This window comes from Stagnihabitans tardus (assembly GCF_009925085.1).
Lineage (GTDB): Bacteria > Pseudomonadota > Alphaproteobacteria > Rhodobacterales > Rhodobacteraceae > Stagnihabitans > Stagnihabitans tardus.
Genome location: NZ_JAABNR010000005.1, coordinates 143,875 through 166,652 on the forward strand (window position 1 = coordinate 143,875; position 22,778 = coordinate 166,652).

Below are 22,778 nucleotides of genomic sequence, written 5' to 3' on the forward strand. Positions count from 1 at the left end.
CGGGGTGGGCTGATGGGCTTGGGGGCGTCAGTATGAGGGGGGCACCGGGGCCCAGGGGATGGGCGTTGGGGGTTCAGTTTTCGGGGCGGAGGGCTTGGTACCAGACTTCGCCGGCCTCGGTGCCGGGGAAGGGGGTGGGCCAGGCGGGGAAAGTGGTGCGCAGATGGGTCATCCCGATCTTCTCCATCACGCGGCGGGAGGCCAGGTTGACGGTGAGGGTCGAGGCGGTGATGGCCCTGTGGCCTTGGGAAAAGCCCCAGTCCATCAGGGCCCGGGCGCCCTCGGCGGCGAGGCCCTGGCCCCAATGGGCGCGAGCGAGGCGGTAGCCCATTTCGGCGGAGCCGTCCTCTTCGGGCCAGAGGCCGAACCAGCCCACGAAGCTGCCGTCATGGAGGCGGGCGGTCCAGACCTCGGGCTCGGTGCCCTGGGGTTGGGCCCAGGTGCCGTCGGAGGGTTGGCCGGTTTGGCCTCCGGTCAGGAAGCGCATGACCTCTGGGTCCGCCTCCAGCGCGCGGAAGTCGGGCGCGTCGGAGGGGCGGGATTGGGAGAGGGTCAGGCGGGGGAGGTGGATCATCGGGCCGCGGTCGGTTGGGGTTGCGGCCATGAGGGCATGGGATGGGGGGAGAGGCAAGGGGGGCGTCCCTGGGGGGGCGATGGCGCGGTGAAGGCTGGCGGGCCCGCAAGGCGCGAAAACGGGGACTTGGAGGCAGCAGGGCGGAGTCTGCTGATCCGGTGGAAGGCTGGAGAGAAGGGCTGGGGGGAGGAGGTGCCCCCGGGTCTTGAGCCAGCCGTAGGTGAGAGGAGTGCAGGATGAGCAGGCGCTGGGGTCCAGGCCGCCAGCCGGGGCGGGGCGGTTGGGGGGGCGGTGGCCCCCCCGATGTTTCAGGGCTTCTGGCGCGACAGGACGAAGTCGAACTCCAGGTCGAGGAATTGGCCCTCGAAGCCGGAAGCCGGGTCGGTCGTGGGGCGGAACTTGGCCATCAGGCTCTCCTTCACGCCGAAGACCGCGTCGGAGCGGATATAGGGGTCGTCGGGGTCGAAGATATGGGTCACCAGGCGGTCGAAGCCCGGGGCCTCGACGATGTAATGCAGATGGGCGGGGCGGTAGGGGTGGCGGCCGAGGGCGGCCAGAAGCTTGCCCACCGGGCCGTCGTCGGGGATCGGGTAGAACTTGGGCTTCACGCCGCGGAAGTGATAGGCGCCGTCCGCCCCGGTGCGGAAGACGCCGCGCAGGTTGAAATCGGGCTGGATGCCCTTTTGCTGGACGTCGTAAAAGCCCTCGTCATTGGCCTGCCAGACGTCGATCTTGGCCCCCGGGATCGGGTTCCCCTCGGTGTCGAGAATGCGGCCATGGACGCGCATGGGCTCTCCCTTTTGGTCGAGGCAGATATTGGCGCCCATCGGCAGTTCCGGCGCATCGGCGACGTGGAAGGGGCCGAGCACCGTGCTTTCGGACGCGCCCGAGGGTTTGCGGTTGTTGATCGCATCGACCAGCATCGAGACGCCCAGCACATCCGACAAGAGGATGAACTCTTGCCGCCAATCGGTGCAGGTATGGCCCGTCGCGGTCAGGAACTGGATGGCCTGGAACCATTCGGCCTCGGTCGGCTCGATCTCTTTGACGGCCTCGTGGAGCTTGCGGGTGATGACCGCCATGACCTGCGCCAGGCGGGCGTCCTGGGCCTTGTTGCGGCTGATGACGACCTCGGCCGAGTTCGCTTCGGTGAAGAACCCCTGTTCCATGGTCAGAGCCCCAGGATGGCGTGCAGGACGCGGGAGAGGTCGGCCTTGGGGTCGGCAGTGAGGCCGGGGCTGCGCCAGGCGACGTGCTGGTCGGGGCGGACGAGCAGGCAGCCGGCATCCGTGATCTCCCGCGCGCGGGCCCAGTCGCCGCTGTGGTCCTCGATGGCGCAGCGCGGGCCGATCTTGACCACGCGGATCGGCAGGGAGAGGGCTTCGGCGGCCTCGGCCCAGGCCTCGCCGCCGATGCCTGTGATCAGGGTGAACTGGCCCTTGCCGGTCAGGTCCAGCGTCGAATGTTTGCCCCCCTTGCGGTCAAAGACCCAGACATGGGGGAGGCGCGCGCCGGGGAAGGTCGTGGGCTGGTAATGCAGCTCCATGTCGGCCAGCGGTGCGGGGGGCGTTTGGCCATCGGTCACCACGGCGCCCGAGGCATAGCGCTGGTTCATCTCCACCCCGTGGCAGTCGAATTCATAGGCCTTGAAGGCGATGGCCTTGCGCAGGGCCTCGCGCTGGGCCTCTCCGGCCGGGGTGGCGTCGCAGCGGGCGGCCATGGACCGCGCGATCTTGTCGTGATCGACGCCGCCATCCATGCCGAGCGCCTCGAAGATCGGGCCGAATTCGGCGATGGACTGGTTGGCGCGGGTGACGATCTGGCGGGCGATGGGGGCACGCTCCGCTCTGTAGCTTTCAAGCAGCGCCGGGCCCGCCTGGCCCTTGACCACGGCGGCGAGCTTCCAGGCCAGGTTATAGCCGTCCTGGATCGAGGTGTTCGACCCCAGCCCGTTCGAGGGCGGATGGCGGTGCGCGGCGTCTCCCATGATGAAGACCCGGCCCTTTTGCATATGAGTGGCGAAGCAGTTGTTCACCGTCCAGGTGTTGGCCGAGATCAGGTCGATCTCCAGCTCGGGGTCGCCGATCAGCTGGCGGGCGACCTGGGTGGCCATGGCCTCATCGACCACCGGGGCGGGTTGGGTGATGTCATAGCCCCAGACGATCAGCCACTCGTTCCAGGGCCGGACCATCCGCACCAGGCCCATGCCGATGCCGCCCACATCGGCTCCGGGCTGCATGACCCAATACAGAACCGAGGGCCGATGGGCGACATGGCGCGAGAGGTCGGCCTTGAAGAGGATGTTCATCGAGCCGCCGACGCCCATCTTTCCCTCAAACGGCAGGCCGAGGTGTTCGGCCACGAGGGAGTTGCCGCCATCGGCCCCCACAAGATACTTGGACCGCACGGTGAAGGTCTGGCCCGAGAGCCTGTCGCGGCAGGTCGTCGTCACGCCCTCCGCATCCTGCTCATGGCTGACATATTCGACGCTCATCCGCGCCTCGGCCCCCCGGGCGCAGGCGGTCTTGAAGAGGATCGGCTCCATGAAGGTCTGGGGCAGGTCGTTCATCTCGCAGGGCGAGGACATGAGGTGTTCGGCCTTCGACAGGGGCGAGGTGCCCCAGCTTTTCATCCGGCCCAGTTCCTCGCCGGTCAGGCTTTCGCAGAAGACATTCTCGCCCATCAGCGCCTGGGGGGTGGCATGCATCATCGCCTCGGCCTCGACCTCGGGGCCAAGGTCGCGCAGGACCTCCATCGTGCGCTGGTTGGTGATATGGGCGCGCGGCGTGTTCGACAGCCAGCGGTAGCGGTTCACCACCATGACCTTGACGCCATAGCTGGCCAAAAGCGCCGAAGTGGCCGAGCCCGCAGGCCCGGTGCCGATCACCAGCACATCCGTCGAGAAATCCGCCATCATTTTCCTCCCTCAAGGTCAATCCGTTCCAGCCTGCGCCGGACGGGAAACAGGTGCAGCCCGGTCCGGTCGGACAGAAGGCCCCAAAGCCCGCGTGGGGCAAACAGCATGACGACCACGGCGATCAGCCCCAGCGTCAGAAGATACCAGGCGCCGTAATCGGCCAAGGCCTGTTGCAGCGCGTAGAAGACGATGACGCCGAGGATCGGGCCCTCCAGCCTTCCGATCCCGCCGATCACCACGATGAAGATGACATAGGCCGTCCAGTTGGTGACGCTGAAGGCGGCATCCGGGGAGATGCGGGCGGTCTGGACATAGATCAGCGCTCCGGTCAGGCCGGTGACGAAGGCGGCGATCAGGAAGACGGCCCATTTGATGCGGGTCGTGTCGATGCCCACGGACTTTGCGGCCTCGGTGTTGTCGCGGACGGCGGCGAGCGCGAGGCCCAGGCGGTTGCGCAGAAGGGCGTAGATGGCCGCGATGGTCAGGACGGCGAGGGCCAAGGCCAGCCAATAGGCGAGCACATCGCGGGCAGCGGCCTCGCGCAGGCCGAAGAGCACGCGGATGGGTTCGACGCCGAGGATGTCGGAGGTGGCCTCGCGGGGGAGGGAGGTGCCGGTGCCTCCGCCCAGGGTCTTCCATTGGGCGATCAGCAGGCGGGTGACCTCGGCCACGACCCAGGTGCCGATGGCGAAATAGGCGCCTTGCAGGCGGAAGGCGAAGAAGGCGGTGGGGATGGAGAGCGCCAGGGCCGCGAGGCCGCCCAGCGGGATGGCGAGGATGGGGTCGAGGCCCATCAGGATCACCCCCGCGAACATCGCATAGGCGCCGAGGCCGACGAAGGCTTGCTGGCCGACGGAGACGAGGCCTCCGTAGCCCGCGAGCAGGTTCCAGAGTTGGGCCAGGGTGAGGAGGGTCAGGATGGTAAACAGGTCCTGGATCACCGCGCGCGAGGCGAAGGCGGGCAGGGCCAGGGCCAGCGCGACCAGGGCGAGGGCGGAAAGGCCAGCGATGCGGCCGGTGCGGGTGGAGGTGGTGACGCGCATCAGTCCACCGCCCTTGGGAAGAGCCCGCGCGGGCGCAGGAGCAGCACGACGAGGAAGGCCAGGTGACCCGCCAGGATCTGCCATTCCGGGTTGATCGCCGCGCCGAAGGTTTGGGCGACGCCGATGATGACGCCTCCGGCCAGCGTGCCCCAAAGGCTGCCGAGGCCGCCGATGATCACGGCCTCGAAGGCATAGATCAGGCGGGCCGGGCCGATGGAGGGGTCGAAGTTCGAGCGCATGCCGAGGTAAAGCGCGGCGATGGTGACGACGACCATGGCAAGGCCGGTGGCCAGCGCAAAGACCCCTTTCGGCGCGATGCCCATGAGGCTGGCGGTCACCGGATCATCCGAGGTGGCGCGGAAGGCGCGGCCAAGCGCGGTGCGGTAGAAGATCTGGTTCAGCCCGACGATCACCGCAATCGCGGTGGCAAAGGTCAAAAGCGGCATCCAGCCGACGGTCACCAGGCCCAGGTCGACCGAGGCGCTCTCCAAAGGTCCGGCGGCCAGGCGCTGGCTGTCGGCGGAGAAGCCCTGCAGGAGGCCGTTTTGCAGGGCGACCGAGAGGCCGAAGGTCACGAGGAGCGGCGGCAGGATGTCCTTGCCCAGGACCCGGTTCAGGACAAAGCGTTGCAGCGCCCAGCCGAGGGCGAACATCACGGGGGCGGCGATGAGGGCGGCCAGGAAAGGATGCAGGCCCAGCGTCTGGGTGATGAGCAATATGGCGAAGGCGGCGAAGACGATCATGTCGCCATGTGCGAGGTTCACCAGCCGCATGATGCCGAAGACGAGGCTGAGGCCAGCGGCGAAGAGCGCGTAAAGCCCACCGAGGAGGATGCCTTGCACGAGCGTATCGAGCCAGATCATGCGGCACCTCCGAAATAGGCCTGGTGGATCTCGGCGCGGGTGACGCCTTGCGCCGGGGCGGTCAGGGTCACGCGGCCCTCCATCATGCAATAGACCCGGTCGGCGACGGAAAGCGCCCGGGCGATGTCTTGTTCGACCACGATCACCGCCGTGCCGGTGGACTTGATCGCGGGCAGGGCGGCGTAGATGTCGCGGATCACCACGGGGGCGAGGCCGAGGCTGATCTCGTCACACAGAAGCACCTCGGGGTTGGACATCAGGGCGCGGCCGATGGCGACCATCTGCTGCTGGCCTCCGGACAGCGAGGTGCCCGGCGCCAGGCGCTTGGCCTGCAGGATCGGGAAGAGGTCGTAGATCGCGGCCAGCGACCAGGGGCCGGGGGCGCGGCGGACCTGGCCGCCGATCAGCAGGTTCTCCTCGACGGAAAGCGAGGGGAAGAGCTTGCGGCCCTCGGGCACCATGGCGATACCGCGCCGCATGACGATCTCGGGCGGCAGGGCGCCGATGGGCTCTCCCCGGTGCAGGACCATGTCGGGGGCGTTGCGCAGGACACCGGTGATGGAGCGCAGAAGGGTGGATTTCCCCGCGCCATTGGCACCGATGATGGCGACGGTTTCCCCTGCCGCCAGGGTGATATCGACGCCGAAAAGGGCGCGGAACTGGCCGTAAGCGGCGGTGAGGGCGCGGGTTTCCAGGATCATCACGCCTCCATCCCCAGGTAGATCTCGCGGACCTCTTTCGAGGCCATGATCTCGGTGGGCGCGCCGAGGGCGATGACCTTGCCGAAATCCAGGACCAGGAGCCGTTCGACGACAGCGGTCAGGGCATGGAGGACATGTTCGATCCAGATGATCGTCATGCCCCTCGCATGGAGCCCCTTGATCGTGGCGACCAGGGCCTGGCACTCGCCCTCGGTCAGGCCCCCCGCGATTTCATCCAGCAGCAGGAGCTTCGGCCCGGTCGCCATGGCGCGGGCGAGCTCCAGCCTTTTGCGGTCCAGCAAAGACAGGGCGCCAGCTTGCGTGTTGGCCAGGCGCAGAAGTTCGGTGTCGCGCAGGATCGCGATGCAGTCCTCGGTCACGGCGGCTTCGGACCTGCCCTGGCCGAAGCTGGCGGCCACGGCGAGGTTCTCATAGACGGTCAGGCCCTCGAAGGGCTGGGGGATCTGGAAGCTGCGGCCCACGCCCATACGCACCCGCGCCATGGCGGGGCGCTGGGTGACGTCCTGGCCGAGGAAGGTGATGCGCCCGGAGTTGGGCGCGATATTCCCGGTGATCAGGTTGAAGAGCGTCGATTTCCCGGCGCCATTCGGCCCGATGATCCCCAGGGCCTGACCCTGGGGCACGGAAAAGCTGACCCCATCGGCGACCTTGAGGGCGCCGAAGCTTTTCGTCACATCCGTAAGGGTCAGGATCATTCGGGGTCTCCATGGATCCCCCGGCCCGAGGGCCGGGGGGCTGGTTCAGGCCAAGAGTTCCATCTTGCCGCCAGTCGGGATGGCGGGCGCGCTTTGGTTGTCGACCACGACCAGGGAGAAGCTGCCATCCGCAGCCCGGCGCCACTGGCCGCCCACCAAAGGTGTCTTGCAGACATTGGCCGCCGCGAAGGGCGGGACGCCGGTGCCATCCCAGGCGACGCGGCCCACCATCGTCTCCATGCTGGTGGCCGCAATCGCCGCCGCCACGGCCTCGGCATCGGTCACGTCGCTGACGCGGCCCATGACATTGGTCGCCACCTCGAAGAGCGAATGGACGAAGCCGATGGGCTGGGTCCAGGGGCGCTGGGTCTGTTCGGTGAAATCGGCGGCCAGGTCAGCCGCGCTCGCCCCGGTCAGCGAGGATTTGAACGGGTGGCTGGGGGTCCACCAGACCTCGGAGGAGAGGTTGTGGCCCGCCTCGCCCAGGGCCTCGACCGATTGCGGGAAAAGGATGGCCTTGGCGACCGTGATGACCTTGGGCGACAGGCCCTGCTGGATCGCCTGGTTGCGGAAGGTGGTGAAGTCGGGCGGGATCACCACGCCGGTGATGATATCGGCTTGGGCGGCCTTGAAGGCATTGATCTGGGCCGAGAAATCGTCGGTCAGGTTCTGATAGCGGCCCGGGTCGGTCAGCTGATAGCCCGCCGCCGCGAAGCCCGGCCCCACGCCCACATTCGGATCGCCCCAGGCGTTGCCGTCGCCGTCATTGGGGAAGAGCCCGCCGACCATCTTGTTGGTCGGAACCTGGTTCCACATGTTCAGGAAGACGCCGATGACATCCTCGAGCCCCCAGAAATAGTGGAAGGCGAAGTCGAAGGGCTTCCAGCTGGGCGGGTCGCCGGGGTTGCCCTGCTGGCCGATGAACCAGGGCTGCCAGGGGGCCACGGTCGAGATCACCGGCACGCCCTCGGCCTCGCAGGTCGTGGCGACGGGGTTGGTGTTCTCGGGCGTCGAGGCCACCAGCATCAGGTCGATCTCGTCGCTGACGATCAGCTCCTTGGCGACCTCGGCGGCGCGGTTGGGGTTGGACTGGCTGTCCTTGACGATGACCTCGAAGTTCTTGCCGGCCTCGGAGGCCAGGAAGGACTGGATGTTGTAGGCATCGCTTTCGGCAAATCCCGCCAGCGGCCCGGATTGCGGGCTGACATAGCCGAGCTTGATCTTGGCGCCCTGGGCGATGGCCGGGGCCGCAAGACCGGATGCCGCCAAGGTCAGGCCGGTGGCAGCGGATGAGCGCAGGAACGTCCGTCTGGTGAACATGGTCTTCCTCCCTTTATGTGTTGGGTCTGCGGCCTTCGAAGGCCGCTTGCAGCAGGTTGCGGATACCCGACCGGTCGAAGGGCCTGGGGTTCCAATAGGCGTTTCGCATGGCGATCTCGGCGGCGCGGTCGAGGTCTTGGGCCTTCATGCCGATATCGGCCAGCCGCAGGGGCGCGCCGAGGCTTTGGGCAAAGTCCCAGAGGCCCGGGGCGCCGCCGAAGGTCTCGGTCAGGGGGCGCAATAGGTCGGGCGCCGCTGCCGCGTTGAAGGCGGTGGTATGGGGCAAGAGCACGGCATGGGTCTCGGCATGGGGCAGGCCGAAGGAGCCTCCCAGCACATGGGCCAGCTTGTGATGCAAGGCCATCGAGACCTGACCCAGGGCGGTCGAGCAGCACCAGGCGGCGTAGAGCGCCTCCGCCCGCGCATCCAGGTCGGCGGGGTTCTGGGTCAGACGCGGCAGGGCGGTCTTGAAGGCGGTGAGGGCCTCGCGGCACAGGGCCTCGATCACCGGGTTGCGGTCGGGGGCGTAAAGCGCCTCCATCGCATGGGCCAAAGCGTTCAGCGCCGAGGTCACGGTGAGGGAGAGGGGCAGGGTCAGCGTCAGGGCGACGTCATAGACCACGACCTCGGGGCGGATGGCGGGGTCGCGGCGGGTGGTCTTTTCGCCCCCTGCGGTCTCGCCCAGGATATCGGTCATCTCGGAGCCGGCATAGGTCGTGGGGATCACCAGCTGATCCGCCCCGGTGCGGACCGCGATGGCCTTGCCGAGGCCGGTGGTCGAGCCTCCGCCCAGGGAGACGACACAGGTGGCGCCGCTGGCCGTGTAGGCCTCGACGGCCTTTTCGGTCACATCGGTTGGCGTATGCATCGCCGCCCCGGCAAAGACCCCCGCCGAGAGGTCGCCCAGGGGGAGCGCGCGGGCCTCGGCCTCCTGGTGGGGGGTGCTGAGGACCAGGGCCTTTCGGTGTCCCATGCGGCGGAGTTCCTCCGGCACCTGCGCCAGGGTGCCCGCGCCGAAGATCACGCGGGTGGTGAGGCCGGGGAAGAGGAAGGCGCGGGTCATGTCGGGGCCTTTGTCAGGACGAGGGTGGTGTCCAGCGCATGGCCCCCGGGCACGGCGCGGAAGGCGGCCAGAAGCTCTGGCCGGACACCGAAGAGGGCGTCGCGGGTGATGGCGGGATCGGCCTGGTCGAAGATATGCGTCGTCAGGGTCTGGAGCCCCGGGGCCGAGACGCGGAAATGCAGATGGGCGGGGCGCTCCAGCGGCAGGCCGAGCTTGCGCAAGAGCTGGCCCACCGGACCATCGCCGGGCAGGGCATAGCCGCGCGGCTTGATCGTATGGAACCGGACCTCTCCAGCCGCATCGGCGCGGAGCTTGCCGCGCAGGTTGAACTCGGGCTGAAGGTCGGGGTCCTGGTTCTCATAGCGGCCGAGGGCATTGGCGTGCCAGACCTCGACCAGGGCCTCGGGCAGGGGATGGCCCTCAAGGTCCTGGAGCCGCAGGTGGACATGCAGCGGCTCGCCCAGGCCATCGCGCGACAGGGTGCCGCCCTGGGCCACCTCGGGGGCATCGGCGCGGTAGAAGGGGCCGGGCAGGGTGTGGGGGGTGGCGCCTTGGGGGCAGGGGCGGTTCAGCTCCTCGACCCTTGCCGAGACGCCCAGGACATCGGCCAAAAGCACCCATTCCTGCCGCCTTGCATCGGCGGTATGGCCGACCTCGGTCAAGAAGGCGATCAGGGCGGTCAGCTCGTCCGGGGTTGGACGCAAGGCGCCCAGAAGGTCATGGATGCCCGCGACGATGGCCAGGAAGGCCGGAGCCAGCCGCGCATCGGCCCCGGGGGCCAGGCGCTGGCCCAGGTCGCGGACCATGTCAGGCGACATCTCCATCCCGTCCGGGCCTCCCCTCCCGTGTGCTCAGGATGGAGCGCCCGGCGGAAAAGGGGATGAAATCTGCGCGGTCTACTATACCATCGTGTTATGAAACTCAGCGAATCCCACTTGATGCAACTGGCGGCGGTCCTGGATGCGGGCAGCATCAGCGGCGGGGCGGCGAACCTGGGCCTCTCGCAGCCCTCGGTCAGCCGGGCGCTGGCCATGCTGGAGGCGCGGATCGGCGAGCCCCTCTTCGTCAAGGGCAAGCGACCCTTGCAGGCGACGGCGCTGGGGGCACAGATCGCGGCGCATGGCCGGGTGATCCTGGCGGCCTCGCGCAGGGCCTCGGACACGGTCAAGGGCTTCATGACCGGAACCAAGGGGCTGGTCCGCATCGGTGGCGTGCCCTTCTTCATGGATGCGATGATCAGCCGGATGGTGGCCGAGTTCCAGAACCTGGAGCCCGATGTGACCGTCAGCCAGAGCTATGGCAACCTGCCAGACCTGACGGCGGCCTTGCAGAATGACCTGATCGACCTGGCCATCGTGCCCCTGGGCGGGCCCGAGGCGGCGGCGGGTTTCGAGTTCACCGAGATCCTTGCCGGTCGCAACATCGTCTCGTGCCGGACGGGCCATCCTTTGCTGCGCAAGCCGCGGTTGCATATCTCGGACCTGGCCGATTGCCCCTGGGTCGCGCCCTTGCCGGGGTCGCCCTTGATGTCGGACCTGCATTCGATCCTTCTGGCCCATGGCATGTCCGAGATCAACATCCGCTATTCCGGCGGCAGTTTGATGAGCGTCATCAACTATATGGCCGAGACCAATGCCCTGGCCGTCCTGCCCTTTTCGGTCGTCTTCGCGCAGCGGAAAGAGAACCGCATCACCGTCCTGCCCTTGGAGATCCCGCAGCCGGGCCGCGCGCTGGGCATCCTGCGGCGGGCGGGCGTGCCGAAGTCGCTGGCCGCCGACCGCCTGGCCGCCCATGTCATCCGCGCCTTCGAGGACCTGAAACACCTGATCAAGCGCCACGAAAACGCGGTGATCTGGGGGCGCTGAGGCGGCTAGGACATGGCGGCCCAATACATCTCCAGCAGGATCTTTGCCATCAGCCATGCCCCTGCAAAGAAGAGCAGCGGCATGGCGACGGCGGCACCCAGGCGGACCGCCGCGCGCAGTGTCTTTCGGGCGCGCAGCCAGGCTCCCAGCCGCACGAGCCTGTCCCTTGTCGGGCTGGGCGCCAGGGTCAGCCCGGGCTGCCACATGACCCGCGCCTCGTCCTGCACCGCGCTGCCAAGCCAGCCGGCCAGGCGGTTCAGACCGACCAGGAGCACAAGCAAGAGCCCGATGATGACGGGATGATCGACGACGACCTGCACATGGGGCTTGAGGTAGAAGGGCGTGCCCTTGACGATCGCTGCTGCCCCGGGAATGGCCGGATCGGGCAGCCAGGGCAGAAGTGCCGCCAGCCAGGGGCCGATCTGCGGCGACAGGAGCAGCAGGATCAGGGTCGCCAGCTGGCAGCGGTCGGTGATCACCTGAAGCGCTGCCAGGTCGCGGGCCCTGGGCGCAAGGGGTGGGGCGGCGGCGCCGTCCTCCCAGGCGAAGGACCGGTAAAGCGACACGGGGCCGTAGCCGTCATTGCCCTCGTGGATCTTCTCGCGCACGGAAGGGTGGAGGAGGGGGAGGGCAGCGTCCTCCGCCCCCGGAGCCGCGATCCGGCGCGGGGCAAAGCGATAGAAGCTGGCCGCGCCGCTGCGGGAGTCATGGGTCAGGGCGGCGGGGGTCAGGCGTTTGCCCCACTTCGCCACCTCGGCCTCGTTGAAACGCAGCGCCGCCGCGTCGGCCATCCAGACCAGCGGCTGAAAGGCCAGCGCGTCGTCCGGGTAGCCGCCGCCGACATCGGCATGGCTGCCGGCAAACCAGACCTCCTTGATGTCCTGGTCAGGGGTTTTCCGTTCGCAATGGACCGGGTGAAAGGTCAGGCGGCAATCGTCCAGCGAGAGCGCATGGCGCACCACCTGCACACAGCCTGCGACCTTGTGGTTGCGGAAGGTGATCGGCCAGAGGAACTGGTCAAAGGCGGCCAGCAGCTCCTTGACCGGCAGGCCATAGGCCTCGACCGTGTCATAAAGCCCCATGAAGGCGATCTTCACCTGTCCCGGCGCGATGGCGCCCTGGTCCCGTGCGGTCTCGACCTGATCATGGGTCTTGTAGCCCATCATGCGGCGGTAGAACCGGCTGCAGGTCTCGATCAGCGGGCGGCCAATCGTGGCAAGGCTGAACCTGCGCCAGCCCGTCAAGGGCGCGGTCTGGGTGCGGTAAGCCCGCCAGGCCCCGCGCGTGTTGCGCCGCATCTCTTCGTTGGTCACCGCATGGCCGTCGATCTCGCGCGGCATCAGCCCCTGGAAGGCGATCATCCCCGCGAGCGTCCGCACGGTAAAGGCGCCCCGGCTGAAACCCACCAGGTGGATCTCGTCGCCCGGGCGATAGTTCCAGCACAAAAAGCGATAGGCCTTGCGCACGGTCGAGGGCACGCCAAGCCCGAGCGCCCCGTCGATGGCGCGCAGATAGCGGTTGGAGGAAGTGCCGACGCCGCGAAAATAGCGCCCGCGCTGGTTGGCCGTGTCCAGCGCCTGATACATGCGCCAGACATTGGTCGAGCTGCCGCCATAGGCATTGGCCGTGCCATCGGCAAAGATCACCAGCTTGCGCGCGGGTTCGGACATGATCGCCTCCGTGTGATTCGCCCTGATGCTTGGGCGCGGTGTTGAAAAACGCGATTGAAACCAGGATAATCGATGTAAAACAGGGTTTTGCCGGGGTAGCCCGGCGCGGGGTTTCGTGGCCTTGGATTGCATGATGACGCGGTTTGCCTGGCCTGTCTTGCCTCCAGGCCGCAGGAGGTCTGGCTTGATCACTGAAGCCTCTGCGTGCCAAAGCTTGGAAGAAACGGGCGAAACCGGAGGTTGCCTTGCGCAAGTCCCTGATCTTCCTGGCCCTGACCGGCCTTCTGGCGAGCCTTGGCGTCGCCGGGCCCGTGGCGCCGACCCTTGTCATCTCCGCGACCGTAGAGGGGCTCGACCCCGCCGAGATCGAGCGCCGGGTTCAGGACCTGGCCTGTTCTGGCTGCTATGTGCCGCTTCATCCGGCGGAGGCCTGGTCGGAGGTCGATCGTGTGATCCTGGTCCTGGACGCTTGGGAGGACCTGGAGGGGGCCTCGAACCTGCCCGCCGACCTCTTTGCGGTCCTCCCGGCCAAGGAGCGCCGCGGCGTCAGGGCGGTCCAGGTGAACCTGGGGCCTGAGGCGGCAGGGCATGAGATCCTGTTCTATCTCTTCCTGCCCCCCCTCGGCATGGATCGGACCGAGGTCGCGGCCTGCGTCGCAAAGACCTTCATCGAGCTGGAAACCAGCGACTGGGAGGCCTTGTCCTTGGCCGACCGGTCGCTCTGCGGCGGCTAGGTTGGCCGCGCGGCCTTGGGGGGAAGGCAGGGGGCGCTGCCCCCTCGGGCCATGCGGCCCTCACCCCCGGGATATTTGGGCCAATGTGAAAGGGAAAGAGCGCGCCTTGGCGGGTGCGGTGGCGCTTGGGGACGGGATCTTGACGCGCGGGGTCGGGCAGGCGCTGGCCTTGGTCCTCGGCGGGGTTTGGCTTTGGACCGCCTAGGGGGGCGGCGGGCCTCGCGTGAGGGCTGGACGGGTGGCGGTTCCCGCGGCTGCGGTCTGGCGCCTGGCAGGTCCGGTCGCCCTGTCCTTCGGGGGGCTTGCGACCTGGGCCATCCGCAGGCCCGGGTTCTTCCGGGGCCAGGCGGCGACTAAAGCGGCAGGCGGGTCGGGGTGCCCTTGTCGGTCAGGCAGACCAGGGTGACCTCGGCGACAAAGAGCGGGGTTGTGTCGCGCAGGACGGTCTGGGTCAGGACCAGGCGCGCGGGGCTGCGGGCGGTCTCGGAGGTCTCGATGGTGAGGAGGTCGTCGAACCGTGCGGGTTTCAGGTAATCGGCCACGAGGCGGCGGACGGCGAAGACGAGGCCCTGGGCTTTCAGCGCGACCTGGTCAATGCCCTGGGCGCGGACCCATTCGCTGCGGGCGCGCTCGATGAACTTCAGGTAATTGGCGTAATAGACGATGCCCGCGAGGTCGGTGTCCTCGTAATAGACGCGGCAGGTGAAGCTGTGGGTCATCGCGGGCCTTGGACTTGGGGGCTTGGGCCTTGATAGGGCAAGATCGCGCCGGGGTCACGGGGCCGCGACAGGGTTCGGACACTGGGGGGACGGCTGTTCCTCTCCGCTCTTTTCATGTTCGTCCGGTTGCGGTCTGACCACGCAGACCTTGCTGCCCAAGACCCGCCGGGCAGGACGGGAGGGTGGGGCGCAAGATCGGGGAGACGGCGTGGGCTGCCTCCTCCCGGCCGGGGGGCTCGTGCTGCGGCTTGACCTATCCCCCGGTATAGCTGCGCACCAGCGCGCTGGAGATCAGGGTCCAGCCATTGGCCACCACGAAAAACGCCAGCTTGAAGGGCAGGGAGACCACGGCGGGCGGGACCATCATCATCCCCATGGCCATCAGGATCGCGGCGACCACAAGGTCGATGATCAGGAAGGGGAGATAGATCAGGAAGCCGATCTGGAAGGCGCGGCTGATCTCCGACAGCATGAAGGAGGGGACCAGCAGCGAGAAGGGCGCCTCTTCGAGGGTGGAGGTCTCACCGGGGCGGAGGGCCTGAAGCTCGGCAAAGGTCTTGGGGTCGGTGCGGTTGGCCATGAAGCCGCGGAAGGGCTCGGCGATGCGGGGGATGGCCTCTTCGACCTGGATTTTGCCCTCGGTCAAGGGTTGGACGCCATCGGTCCAGGCCTTGGTCAGGACCGGGTCCATCACGAACCAGGTCAGGAAGAGCGCGAGGGAGACGATCACCATGTTGGGCGGCGATTGCTGCAGGCCCAGGGCCTGGCGCAGGATCGACAGGACCGTGACGACGAAGGGAAAGCAGGTGACCATCACTGCGAGCCCGGGCACGAGGCTCAGGAGCGTGACGAGCAGGATGATCTCGACCGAGCGGTTGGCGAGCGAGCCCGTGTCGCCGAAGTCCAGCGACAGGTCCTGGGCCAGGGCGGCGTCGGGGAGCACGAGGATCAGGAGGCAAAGGGCAAGGGACAGCTTGCCCGGGAGCGCGGTCGCAGGGCCCTTCTGGCCCGGGTTCGGCAAGCTTGCCGGAGGCGCGTTTGGGGTCACAAGCCGCCCCGCAGGTTGGCCACTTCGGTCAGGCGGACGCAAAGCTGGCCGGCCTGGTCGCCCTCCATCTCTTGCAGTTCTCCGCGCGCGATGAGGCGGTCGCCGACATATAGCTCGACCGGGTCGTCGACGCGGCGATCCAGGGGCAGGATGGCGTCGCGACCGAGCCGCAAGAGGTCCTTGACCAGCGGTCGCGCCTTGCCGACCGAGATCGTCACCTCGATCGGGACCTGGGCGAAGGGGTTGCTTTCGGGATTATCCATTGGGCCGATCCTTTACGGGTGTGTCGAAGAAGCCGCGGACGGCGGCAGCGATGTCGGCGGTGGCCTGGTCGAGGTCGACATGGGCCTCGACCGTGCCGAAGCGCAGGAAGGCCTGGCCCTCGCCCAGGGTGGGTTCTTCCTGGACCTCGATGGGCAGGCCGGTGGCCTGGGCCAGGACGCTTTCGACCGCCAGGCGCGAGGCAGGGCTGATCACCAGCGTCACCGGCGCATCGGCCATCTTTTCGGCCAGGGGCATCAGGGCCTCCAGCACGGCGGGGGCCAGGCTTTCGCGGGCGACCTCGGGCAGGAGCTGGGTGACGACCTGCAGAAGTAGCGGCTCGACCGATTTCAGGATGCTCGCCCGCGCCTCGTGATAGGTGAAGCTCAGCGTTTGCAGGTTCCGCGCGAGGTCAGCACGGACGCGGGACTGTTCTTCGCCCATGGCGGCCGAGGCATCGTCCCAGCCGTTCTTGTAGCCCTGTTCGTAGGAGGCGAGTTTCTCATCCTCCAGCGAAGAGCGGTCAAGCACCACGGTGTCGGTCTTCACCGGCTTGGGCTCGGTGTCGAAGATCGGCAGTTTCAGCGCCATCAGGCGGTCTCCTCGTCATGTTCCATCCAGGACCGCAGGATTTCCAGCGATTCGGACTGCCGCTCTTCGATCAGGCGGCGCAGGCGGGCGACGGGGTCGGTCTCGATCCCGGTCATGGCGGCCTCTTGCTCGGCGAAGTCGGCCATGGCGGGCATGGGGAACATGCCGTCGTCGATCTCGCCATTCAGGGCAGAGGCGGTGTTCAGGCCGGCGAGGCCGGAAGGCAGGGCCAGCGGGATCCCGTCGGATTCCACGGCCGGGGCAGCGCGACCCGAGGAGAGGATCGGGCGGATGACGAAGAGGCCGAGGATCAGCGCCACGATGGAGAGAACGGCAAGCTGGATCAAGGACATGGCATTGATCGGACCGAAGGCGGCAAGCAGGGAGGATTCCGCCAGCGTCCCCTCGGCCAGCGGCTGGTTGAAGGGCATGGACTTGATCGTCAGCACGTCGCCCCGCGCCTGGTCATAGCCCACGGCCGAGGCCACGAGGTCCTTGAGATCGGTCATCTCTTGTTCAGAGCGGGGCTGGAAGGTGACGGTCCCATCCTCGGCCACGACGCGCTCCTGGTCGACCAGCACGGCGACCGACAGCTTCTTGATCGCGCCGGGCATCTTGGTCAGCTGGCTTTTCGTCTCTGACACGTCGTAGTTCACCCGCTCGGAACTGTCGGAGGAGGAGCTTTGGTTGGACCCCCCGCCCGCCTGGCCATTGGGCAGGTTCGAGGCGACGGTGACATTCTGGTCGGTGCCCTGGGAGGTGTCGGATTTCGAGTTGGTCTCGGTCGCGATCGCAATCCGGCCCTGGGGGTCGAGGGTGCGGCTGGTCACCTCCTCGCGGTCGGTGACGACATCGACGGCGACCTCGACCACGGCATTGCCGGGACCGACACGGGCGGCCAGCAGGCGTTCGACGTTCTTCTTGATCTCGGCCGCGCGGCTGTCGCCCGAGGGGTTCACGGCGCCATCGGCATCCTCGTTCGGAATGAGGCCCGCGACCGAATCGATGACGGCCACATCCTCGGCCAGCATCCCGGCGACGGCCCCCGAAACGAGATGCCGGATCGCCTTGGCCTGGGCGCCCGTCAGCGGCGTGCCCTTGGTGGTGATCGTCACGCTGGCCGTGGGCTTCGCCTTGGCTTGAAACAGCTCTCCCGGCGCCTCGGCGATATGGACGCGGGCGGTGCGGACCTCTGGCATGGCCAGGAGCGTGCGCGCCAGCTCCCCCTCTTTCGCGCGCCAATAGGCGGCGTCGAACATCTGGCTGGTCGTCCCGATGCCGGAAAGATTGTCCAACAGCTCATAGCCCGAGCCACTGGTGGTCGGCAGACCCTGGCTGGCGAGCGTCATGCGCAGGCCGTCGCGCAGGGCCGAATCGACATAGATGGCCGAGCCCTCGACCGTATAGGTCACCCCCTGCTGATCCAGCGCGGCGATGACCTCACCGGCGGCGGCGGCATCGAGGCCCGAGAAGAGCAAGGCGTTGCTGCCTTGACCCGAGATGCGCGCGACGCTGAGAATCGCCATGAACATGGCAATCGTCGCCCCGATCACGACCAGGCGTCGCCGATTGTTCAGACCCGCCCATATCGACAAGAGATTTTGCAAGACTTTCTCCGTTCGGCTTCTGCCGTATGAGGGCAGAATGATCTGTCGGCCTTAACAATCAGTTAGGATGATCGTTCTATCTTCGTCCCATCTCAGGATGGAGATTTGCCTTGGCCGAAGCCGAAGCCCCGCAGGATGCGGAACCGAAAAAGAAGTCGAAACTGCCGCTGATCATCGGCCTGGTGCTGTTCCTGGTCATGGGCGGGGGCGGGTTCTTCGCCGTCTACTCGGGGCTGATCCTCGCGCCGGCCGAACCGGCGGCGGGCGAACATGCCGCGGATGCCGCGCATGAGGAGGCGCCCGACGACTTTGCCTTCGTTGCCGTTCCGCCGGTGACGATCTCCTTGGGCAATCCCTCTGAAAACAAGCACCTGCGCTTTACCGCGCAGCTCGAGGTGGCCAAGGCCAAGGCCACCAAGGTCGAGGAGTTGATGCCGCGCATCCTGGACGTGCTGAACGGCTACATGCGCGCGCTGGAGGAAAGTGACCTCCAGCAACCCGATGCCCTCGTGCGGCTGCGGTCCCAGATGCTTCGGCGCATCCAGATCGTGACGGGCGAAGGCTATGTGCGTGACCTGTTGGTCACGGAATTCGTTTTGGATTGAGGGGCGGCGATGAATCTGATCGCGGATATTCTGATGGCGGCGGGGTCCTTCGGGGCGGCCATCTATTGCTATGTGCTTTCTGCCCGGCTGAAGAAGTTCACCGCGCTGGAGAATGGCATGGGCAGTGCGATCGCCGTCCTGTCGGTGCAGGTCGACGACATGACCAAGGCCTTGGAAAAGGCGCGCAATTCGGCCTCTGGCTCGGCCACGAGCCTCGAGGGTCTGACCACGCGGGCCGAGACGGTCGCCGCGCGAATCGAGCTGCTCCTGGCCTCGATGCATGACCTGCCCGACCCCGCGCCCCGTGCGGCGCCACCGCCCGCGGCAGCGGCGCCAGAGCCCGAGGATGAGGACCGCAAGCTGCGCTTCATCCGCAGGCGGTCCTCGCGCAATGACCTGGAGGCGGCGGAATGAAGCCAGCCAAGCCGGCCGAGAAAAAAGCCGCACCTGCCCCGCGCAAGCCTGCGGCCAAGGTCTCTCGTCCCGGCCCGGTGCGGTCGGGGCGCAGCGTGCTCCTGATCCTGGCGCTGATCCTTGCGGCGGGCGGGGCCCTGCGGCTGGGTGTCGGTGTCGGGGGGGCCATGGCCAACAACGCCAGGGAATCCGACCTGCCGCTGAACTGCCCGGTGCCCCCGGCAGCCTTGGCGGCGGCACTTTCGGCCCGTGAGGCGCAAGTCCAGGCCAAGGAGGACAAGCTGGCGCAGCGCATGTCGGCCCTGACCCTGGCCGACCAGGCGATCACCAAGCGCATGGAAGAGCTTCAAGCCGCCGAGGAAGAGCTGAAGAAGACCATCGCCATCGCGGATGGCGCCTCGGAAAAGGACCTCACCCAGCTGACCGCCGTCTACGAGGCGATGAAGCCCGCCGATGCGGCCGACCTGTTCCAGACCATGGCGCCCGAATTCGCCGCAGGCTTCCTCGGCCGGATGCAGCCCGCCTCGGCCGCGGCGATCCTGACCGGCATGGACCCGGCCAAGGCTTACGAGGTCTCGGTCCTCCTGGCCGGACGCAATGCAAATGCGCCGAAGAATTGAAGAGATCAGCCTTTGTTAACGCGGCTGTGGCAAGGCTGAGGGTGGATTTTCCAGTGGGGTTGGAACCATGATCGCAATCGTCGGCATCATCGTCATTTTCGTCATGGTCTTCGGTGGCTATGTCTCGGCCGGCGGCAAGATGGACATCATCATGCACTCCCTGCCGCATGAGATGATCATCATCGGCGGGGCCGCCGCTGGCGCCTTCATGCTGGGCCATGACTTCGCCACCGTGAAGCAGACGATGAAGGACATCGGCAAGGTCGTCAAAGGCCCCAAATGGAAGGCGGCCGATTACCGCGACCTGCTGGCGCTGCTCTTCGACCTGGTGCGAATCGCGCGGTCGAACCCGGTTGCGCTGGAAGAGCATGTCGAGAATCCGCATGGGTCCTCGATCTTCGGGCGCTATCCCAAGATCCAGCATGACCATGACGCGGTGGAGCTGATTTGCGACACGCTGCGCGCGGCCTCGATGAACTATGACGACCCCCACCAGGTCGAAGAGGTGCTGGACAAGCGGATGGAGGAGGCGCATCACCACGCGCTGCACGGCAGCCACGCGCTGCAATCCGTGGCCGACGCCATGCCCGCGATCGGGATCGTCGCAGCCGTTTTGGGCGTTATCAAGACGATGGCCTCGATCGACCAGCCGCCCTCGATCCTGGGCGGCATGATCGGCGGCGCGCTCGTGGGCACCTTCCTCGGCGTGTTCATGGCCTATGGGTTCATCGGACCCATGGCCACCCGCGTTGCGGCCGTGGTGAACCAGGATCACTACTTCTTCCAGCTCATCCGCGAGGTCCTGGTGGCCAACCTGCACCGGCACCCGCCCAACATCTGCATCGAAGTCGGGCGCCAGAATACGCCGCACCATGTGCGCCCCAGCTTTGCCGATGTCGAAGAGGTGCTGCGCGGTCTGAAGCAGGAAAACGCGGCATGAGGCTGGCGGCTGCCCTTCTCGTCCTGCTGGCCGCGATCGTTCCGGGCTGGGCGGCGCCTGTCGTCGTCACCTCGGGCGAGCATCGGGATTTCACCCGTGTCGTCCTGCAATTCGAGGGGCAGCCCGATTGGCAATTCGGCCGCACGCTGGATGGCTACGCCATCCGCATCCCGGGGGCGCGCCCGGATTATGACCTGGCGCGCGCCTTTGCCCTGATCGGCAAGACGCGGCTGGCGACCATGGGACCGGACCCCGCGACGGGGGATCTTGCGCTCGGGATCGCCTGCGCCTGCCACGCCATCGCCTTCGAGTTCCGCCCCGGCATCGTGGTGATCGACCTGCGCGACGGCGCCCCCCCGGCGGGTTCCTCCTTCGAAGAGCCGCTCCCCCCCCTCTCCGCGCCTCCGCCCGCCGAAGTTCCCGTCGCTGAGGCCAGCCAAGCCGAAACCACGCCAGGCCCCGATGCCGAGGCCCTGGTCGGCGGCTATGACTGGACCCGTCTCTCGCTGGAGCAGTTGGGCATTTCGGCAGGCGATCCCGCGGCCGAAAGTCTGGCGGAGGCCGCCCCCGCGGCCCCCAAGCCGGATTTGGACCATTTGCGCGATTCCCTGGTGCAAGAGCTTGGGATGGGCGCAACGGCCGGCCTGATCGAGCTTGCCCCGCCTCCCAGGACCGAAACCGATCTCGCCGATCCCCTCGGGACGGACCATGCCGCCCCCGATCATGCACCGGTCGATCATGCACCGGTCGATCATGCACCGGCCGAACATGCGCCGGCCGAACATGCGCCGGCCGAACATGCGCCGGCCGAACATGCGCCGGCCGAACATGCGCCGGCCGAGGTCGCGGCGGAGCACGGGACGCAGACGGGTCACGCAGAGGCGACGAAGCTTGCCGAACATGCCACGATCTCCGGCGCCTCCGAGGCCGAGATCGAAAGCATGATGCGCACGCACCTGGGCGAAACGCCCGAAATCCAGATGCGCGATGTCGGAGAGGCCCGGCCCGCGCTGACTGCCCAAGGCGCGAGATGCATCTCGGACGAGGATCTTGACCTGCCCGCCTGGGGCGGGGCCGATCGCGCGATCGCCGACCAGTTCGGCCCGATCCGGCAGGGCATGATCGGCGAGTTCGACAAGCCCTCGCCCGAGGCGATCAAGCGCGTCATCCGCTTCTACCTGTTCATCGGCTTCGGGGCCGAGGCGCGCAGCCTCCTGCGGGCCTATCCCGACCTTTTCGAAGAGGCACCGATCTGGACCGCGATGGCCCATCTTCTGGACGGTGAGCCCGATGTGACCGGCACGTTCTCGGGGATGGAAGATTGCGACACGGCCGCCGCGCTCTGGGCGGTGCTCAGCGATCCGAAGTCCATGCCGCGGGACGAGATCGGGCGGGCCGCCGTGGCGCGCAGCTTTTCGGCCATGCCCGCCGCGATTCGGCGCCTGATCGGCCCGCGCCTGGTCGATGCCTATATCGCGGCGGGCGACATTCCGACGGCCACCGCCCTTTCGACCTCTGTCCTGCGCGCCCCGGGAGACGCCGGGCCAGAGGTGGTGATGATGCAGGCCGCCATGGACCGCGCGCTGGGCCATGTCGGCGAGGCCGAAGCCAAGCTCGAACCCCTGGCCCATGCGCCCGGGCCCGCCTCGACCGATGCCCTGGTCGACCTGGTCGAGCATCGCGCCATGCTGGGCCAGACGGTCAGCGAGGATGAGGTCATCACGCTGGAGGCTGCCCTGCGCGAACGCGAGGGCAGTGTCGACGAAGAGCGGTATCGCACGGCACTGGTCCTCGCCAAGGCGGCCTCTGGCAATTACGATGCGGCTTTCGCCGAGACGGAGGATCCCGCGACGCTCAGCTCGATCTGGCGACTTCTCGCCCAGGCGGGCGGGGATACGCCGCTCTTGAATCATGCGACCCTGGCCGAAGGCGATCCTGCCCCGGTCGAGGCCAGGGAAAGTGCCGGGATCATCGCCGACCGGATGTTGATGCTGGGCCTGGCCGACCAGGCTGCCCGATGGCTGACCCTGGCGCCGCGTGCGCCCGACCTGTTGCGGGCCAGGGTGGCCCTGGCCAATGGCGAGGCGCAGGCCGCCATCGACCTCGTGCGGGATGACAGCTCCGAGCGTGCCATGCACCTCAAGGCGCAGGCGCTGATTTCGCTGGGCGATCAGCAGGGAGCGGCCGAAATCTATGCCGCCATGGGGCAGGCCGACCAGGAAATGTCGATCCTGACGGCGAACAAGGCTTGGGAAAAGCTCGCGACCCAGGGGCCGGGGCCCTGGAAGGACGTGGCCAGCATCGTGACCGGAATCCCCTCTGAGGTTCCCGCCCCGCCAGAGCCCGATCCGCTGTTGCCCGATGGCCCCCTGGCGCAGAACAAACGGCTGGTGGATGAAAGCGCCCTGACGCGGGATGCGATCACCAACCTGTTGAATTCCGTGCCGGTTTCCGATCCCTTGAGCCAATGACGCTCATCTTTGAGTAAGGAATGCCCGCTAACCTGT

At 67.5% G+C, this 22,778-nt stretch carries 23 protein-coding genes; 7 read left to right on the forward strand and 16 right to left on the reverse strand.

Annotated features, from left to right (window positions below):
- Positions 1 to 73 precede the first annotated feature (73 nt).
- The 10 genes from GV832_RS06875 to GV832_RS06920 form a co-directional block, all read right to left on the reverse strand.
- Positions 74 to 574 (reverse strand): GNAT family N-acetyltransferase, encoded by a 501-nt coding sequence (locus GV832_RS06875; protein WP_168774105.1) that lies wholly within the window; start codon positions 572 to 574, stop codon positions 74 to 76.
- 308 nt (positions 575 to 882) lie between these two features.
- On the reverse strand, positions 883 to 1,743 hold the full coding sequence (locus GV832_RS06880; protein ID WP_168774106.1) for an intradiol ring-cleavage dioxygenase: 861 nt from the start codon (positions 1,741 to 1,743) through the stop codon (positions 883 to 885).
- Positions 1,744 to 1,745: 2 nt separating this feature from the next.
- Positions 1,746 to 3,491: an FAD-dependent oxidoreductase gene (locus GV832_RS06885; protein WP_354001934.1), complete on the reverse strand. Its 1,746-nt coding sequence runs from the start codon at positions 3,489 to 3,491 to the stop codon at positions 1,746 to 1,748.
- Positions 3,488 to 4,534 (reverse strand): branched-chain amino acid ABC transporter permease, encoded by a 1,047-nt coding sequence (locus GV832_RS06890; RefSeq protein ID WP_168774107.1) that lies wholly within the window; start codon positions 4,532 to 4,534, stop codon positions 3,488 to 3,490. The genes GV832_RS06885 and GV832_RS06890 overlap by 4 nt, the downstream gene beginning before the upstream one ends.
- Positions 4,534 to 5,397, reverse strand: coding sequence for a branched-chain amino acid ABC transporter permease (locus GV832_RS06895; protein ID WP_168774108.1), 864 nt, complete (start codon positions 5,395 to 5,397; stop codon positions 4,534 to 4,536). Before GV832_RS06895 ends, GV832_RS06890 begins: the two co-directional genes overlap by 1 nt.
- Entirely contained in the window at positions 5,394 to 6,098 is a 705-nt protein-coding gene (locus GV832_RS06900; RefSeq protein ID WP_227754282.1) for an ABC transporter ATP-binding protein, read from the reverse strand. Before GV832_RS06900 ends, GV832_RS06895 begins: the two co-directional genes overlap by 4 nt.
- Positions 6,098 to 6,814: an ABC transporter ATP-binding protein gene (locus tag GV832_RS06905; protein WP_168774110.1), complete on the reverse strand. Its 717-nt coding sequence runs from the start codon at positions 6,812 to 6,814 to the stop codon at positions 6,098 to 6,100. The genes GV832_RS06900 and GV832_RS06905 overlap by 1 nt, the downstream gene beginning before the upstream one ends.
- Before the next feature lie 45 nt (positions 6,815 to 6,859).
- Positions 6,860 to 8,134 (reverse strand): ABC transporter substrate-binding protein, encoded by a 1,275-nt coding sequence (locus tag GV832_RS06910; protein WP_168774111.1) that lies wholly within the window; start codon positions 8,132 to 8,134, stop codon positions 6,860 to 6,862.
- 13 nt (positions 8,135 to 8,147) lie between these two features.
- Positions 8,148 to 9,197 (reverse strand): maleylacetate reductase, encoded by a 1,050-nt coding sequence (locus tag GV832_RS06915; protein ID WP_168774112.1) that lies wholly within the window; start codon positions 9,195 to 9,197, stop codon positions 8,148 to 8,150.
- Positions 9,194 to 10,021, reverse strand: a complete 828-nt coding sequence (locus GV832_RS06920) for a dioxygenase family protein (RefSeq protein WP_168774113.1) — start codon at positions 10,019 to 10,021, stop codon at positions 9,194 to 9,196. Before GV832_RS06920 ends, GV832_RS06915 begins: the two co-directional genes overlap by 4 nt.
- 90 nt (positions 10,022 to 10,111) lie before the next feature.
- Here GV832_RS06920 and GV832_RS06925 point away from each other — a divergent pair, with 90 nt between their 5' ends.
- A complete protein-coding gene (locus GV832_RS06925; protein WP_168774114.1) occupies positions 10,112 to 11,062 on the forward strand; it encodes a LysR family transcriptional regulator in 951 nt (316 codons plus the stop codon).
- A gap of 5 nt (positions 11,063 to 11,067) precedes the next feature.
- Here GV832_RS06925 and GV832_RS06930 read toward each other — a convergent pair whose 3' ends face one another.
- Positions 11,068 to 12,732 carry a T6SS phospholipase effector Tle1-like catalytic domain-containing protein gene (locus tag GV832_RS06930; RefSeq protein WP_168774115.1) on the reverse strand — a complete coding sequence of 555 codons (1,665 nt, stop codon included), beginning with the start codon at positions 12,730 to 12,732 and terminating at the stop codon, positions 11,068 to 11,070.
- 245 nt (positions 12,733 to 12,977) lie between these two features.
- Here GV832_RS06930 and GV832_RS06935 point away from each other — a divergent pair, with 245 nt between their 5' ends.
- Positions 12,978 to 13,466 (forward strand): hypothetical protein, encoded by a 489-nt coding sequence (locus GV832_RS06935; RefSeq protein ID WP_168774116.1) that lies wholly within the window; start codon positions 12,978 to 12,980, stop codon positions 13,464 to 13,466.
- 353 nt (positions 13,467 to 13,819) lie between these two features.
- Here the strand turns inward: GV832_RS06935 and ybgC are convergent, their stop codons facing one another.
- From ybgC to fliF, 5 genes are all read right to left on the reverse strand, one after another.
- A complete protein-coding gene (gene ybgC, locus GV832_RS06940) occupies positions 13,820 to 14,185 on the reverse strand; it encodes a tol-pal system-associated acyl-CoA thioesterase (protein ID WP_168774117.1) in 366 nt (121 codons plus the stop codon).
- A 253-nt stretch (positions 14,186 to 14,438) separates the two neighbouring features.
- Positions 14,439 to 15,128 carry a flagellar type III secretion system pore protein FliP gene (gene fliP / locus GV832_RS06945; protein WP_354001935.1) on the reverse strand — a complete coding sequence of 230 codons (690 nt, stop codon included), beginning with the start codon at positions 15,126 to 15,128 and terminating at the stop codon, positions 14,439 to 14,441.
- A 101-nt stretch (positions 15,129 to 15,229) separates the two neighbouring features.
- Positions 15,230 to 15,496 carry a FliM/FliN family flagellar motor switch protein gene (locus GV832_RS06950; RefSeq protein ID WP_168774118.1) on the reverse strand — a complete coding sequence of 89 codons (267 nt, stop codon included), beginning with the start codon at positions 15,494 to 15,496 and terminating at the stop codon, positions 15,230 to 15,232.
- Positions 15,489 to 16,085, reverse strand: coding sequence for a flagellar biosynthesis protein (locus GV832_RS06955; RefSeq protein ID WP_168774119.1), 597 nt, complete (start codon positions 16,083 to 16,085; stop codon positions 15,489 to 15,491). Before GV832_RS06955 ends, GV832_RS06950 begins: the two co-directional genes overlap by 8 nt.
- Positions 16,085 to 17,692, reverse strand: coding sequence for a flagellar basal-body MS-ring/collar protein FliF (fliF, locus tag GV832_RS06960; RefSeq protein WP_168774120.1), 1,608 nt, complete (start codon positions 17,690 to 17,692; stop codon positions 16,085 to 16,087). The genes GV832_RS06955 and fliF overlap by 1 nt, the downstream gene beginning before the upstream one ends.
- Positions 17,693 to 17,802: 110 nt before the next feature.
- Here fliF and GV832_RS06965 point away from each other — a divergent pair, with 110 nt between their 5' ends.
- The 5 genes from GV832_RS06965 to GV832_RS06985 all read left to right on the forward strand — a co-directional run bounded on the left by GV832_RS06965 (position 17,803) and on the right by GV832_RS06985 (position 22,742).
- A complete protein-coding gene (locus GV832_RS06965; RefSeq protein WP_168774121.1) occupies positions 17,803 to 18,297 on the forward strand; it encodes a flagellar basal body-associated FliL family protein in 495 nt (164 codons plus the stop codon).
- 9 nt (positions 18,298 to 18,306) lie between these two features.
- The gene (locus tag GV832_RS06970) at positions 18,307 to 18,711 is read left to right on the forward strand and encodes a hypothetical protein (protein WP_168774122.1); all 405 of its coding nucleotides are present in this window, start codon (positions 18,307 to 18,309) and stop codon (positions 18,709 to 18,711) included.
- Entirely contained in the window at positions 18,708 to 19,331 is a 624-nt protein-coding gene (locus GV832_RS06975; protein WP_227754283.1) for a MotE family protein, read from the forward strand. The genes GV832_RS06970 and GV832_RS06975 overlap by 4 nt, the downstream gene beginning before the upstream one ends.
- A gap of 67 nt (positions 19,332 to 19,398) precedes the next feature.
- The gene (gene motA / locus GV832_RS06980) at positions 19,399 to 20,271 is read left to right on the forward strand and encodes a flagellar motor stator protein MotA (RefSeq protein ID WP_168774123.1); all 873 of its coding nucleotides are present in this window, start codon (positions 19,399 to 19,401) and stop codon (positions 20,269 to 20,271) included.
- Positions 20,268 to 22,742: a hypothetical protein gene (locus tag GV832_RS06985; RefSeq protein WP_168774124.1), complete on the forward strand. Its 2,475-nt coding sequence runs from the start codon at positions 20,268 to 20,270 to the stop codon at positions 22,740 to 22,742. Before motA ends, GV832_RS06985 begins: the two co-directional genes overlap by 4 nt.
- The last annotated feature ends 36 nt before the right edge of the window (positions 22,743 to 22,778 follow it).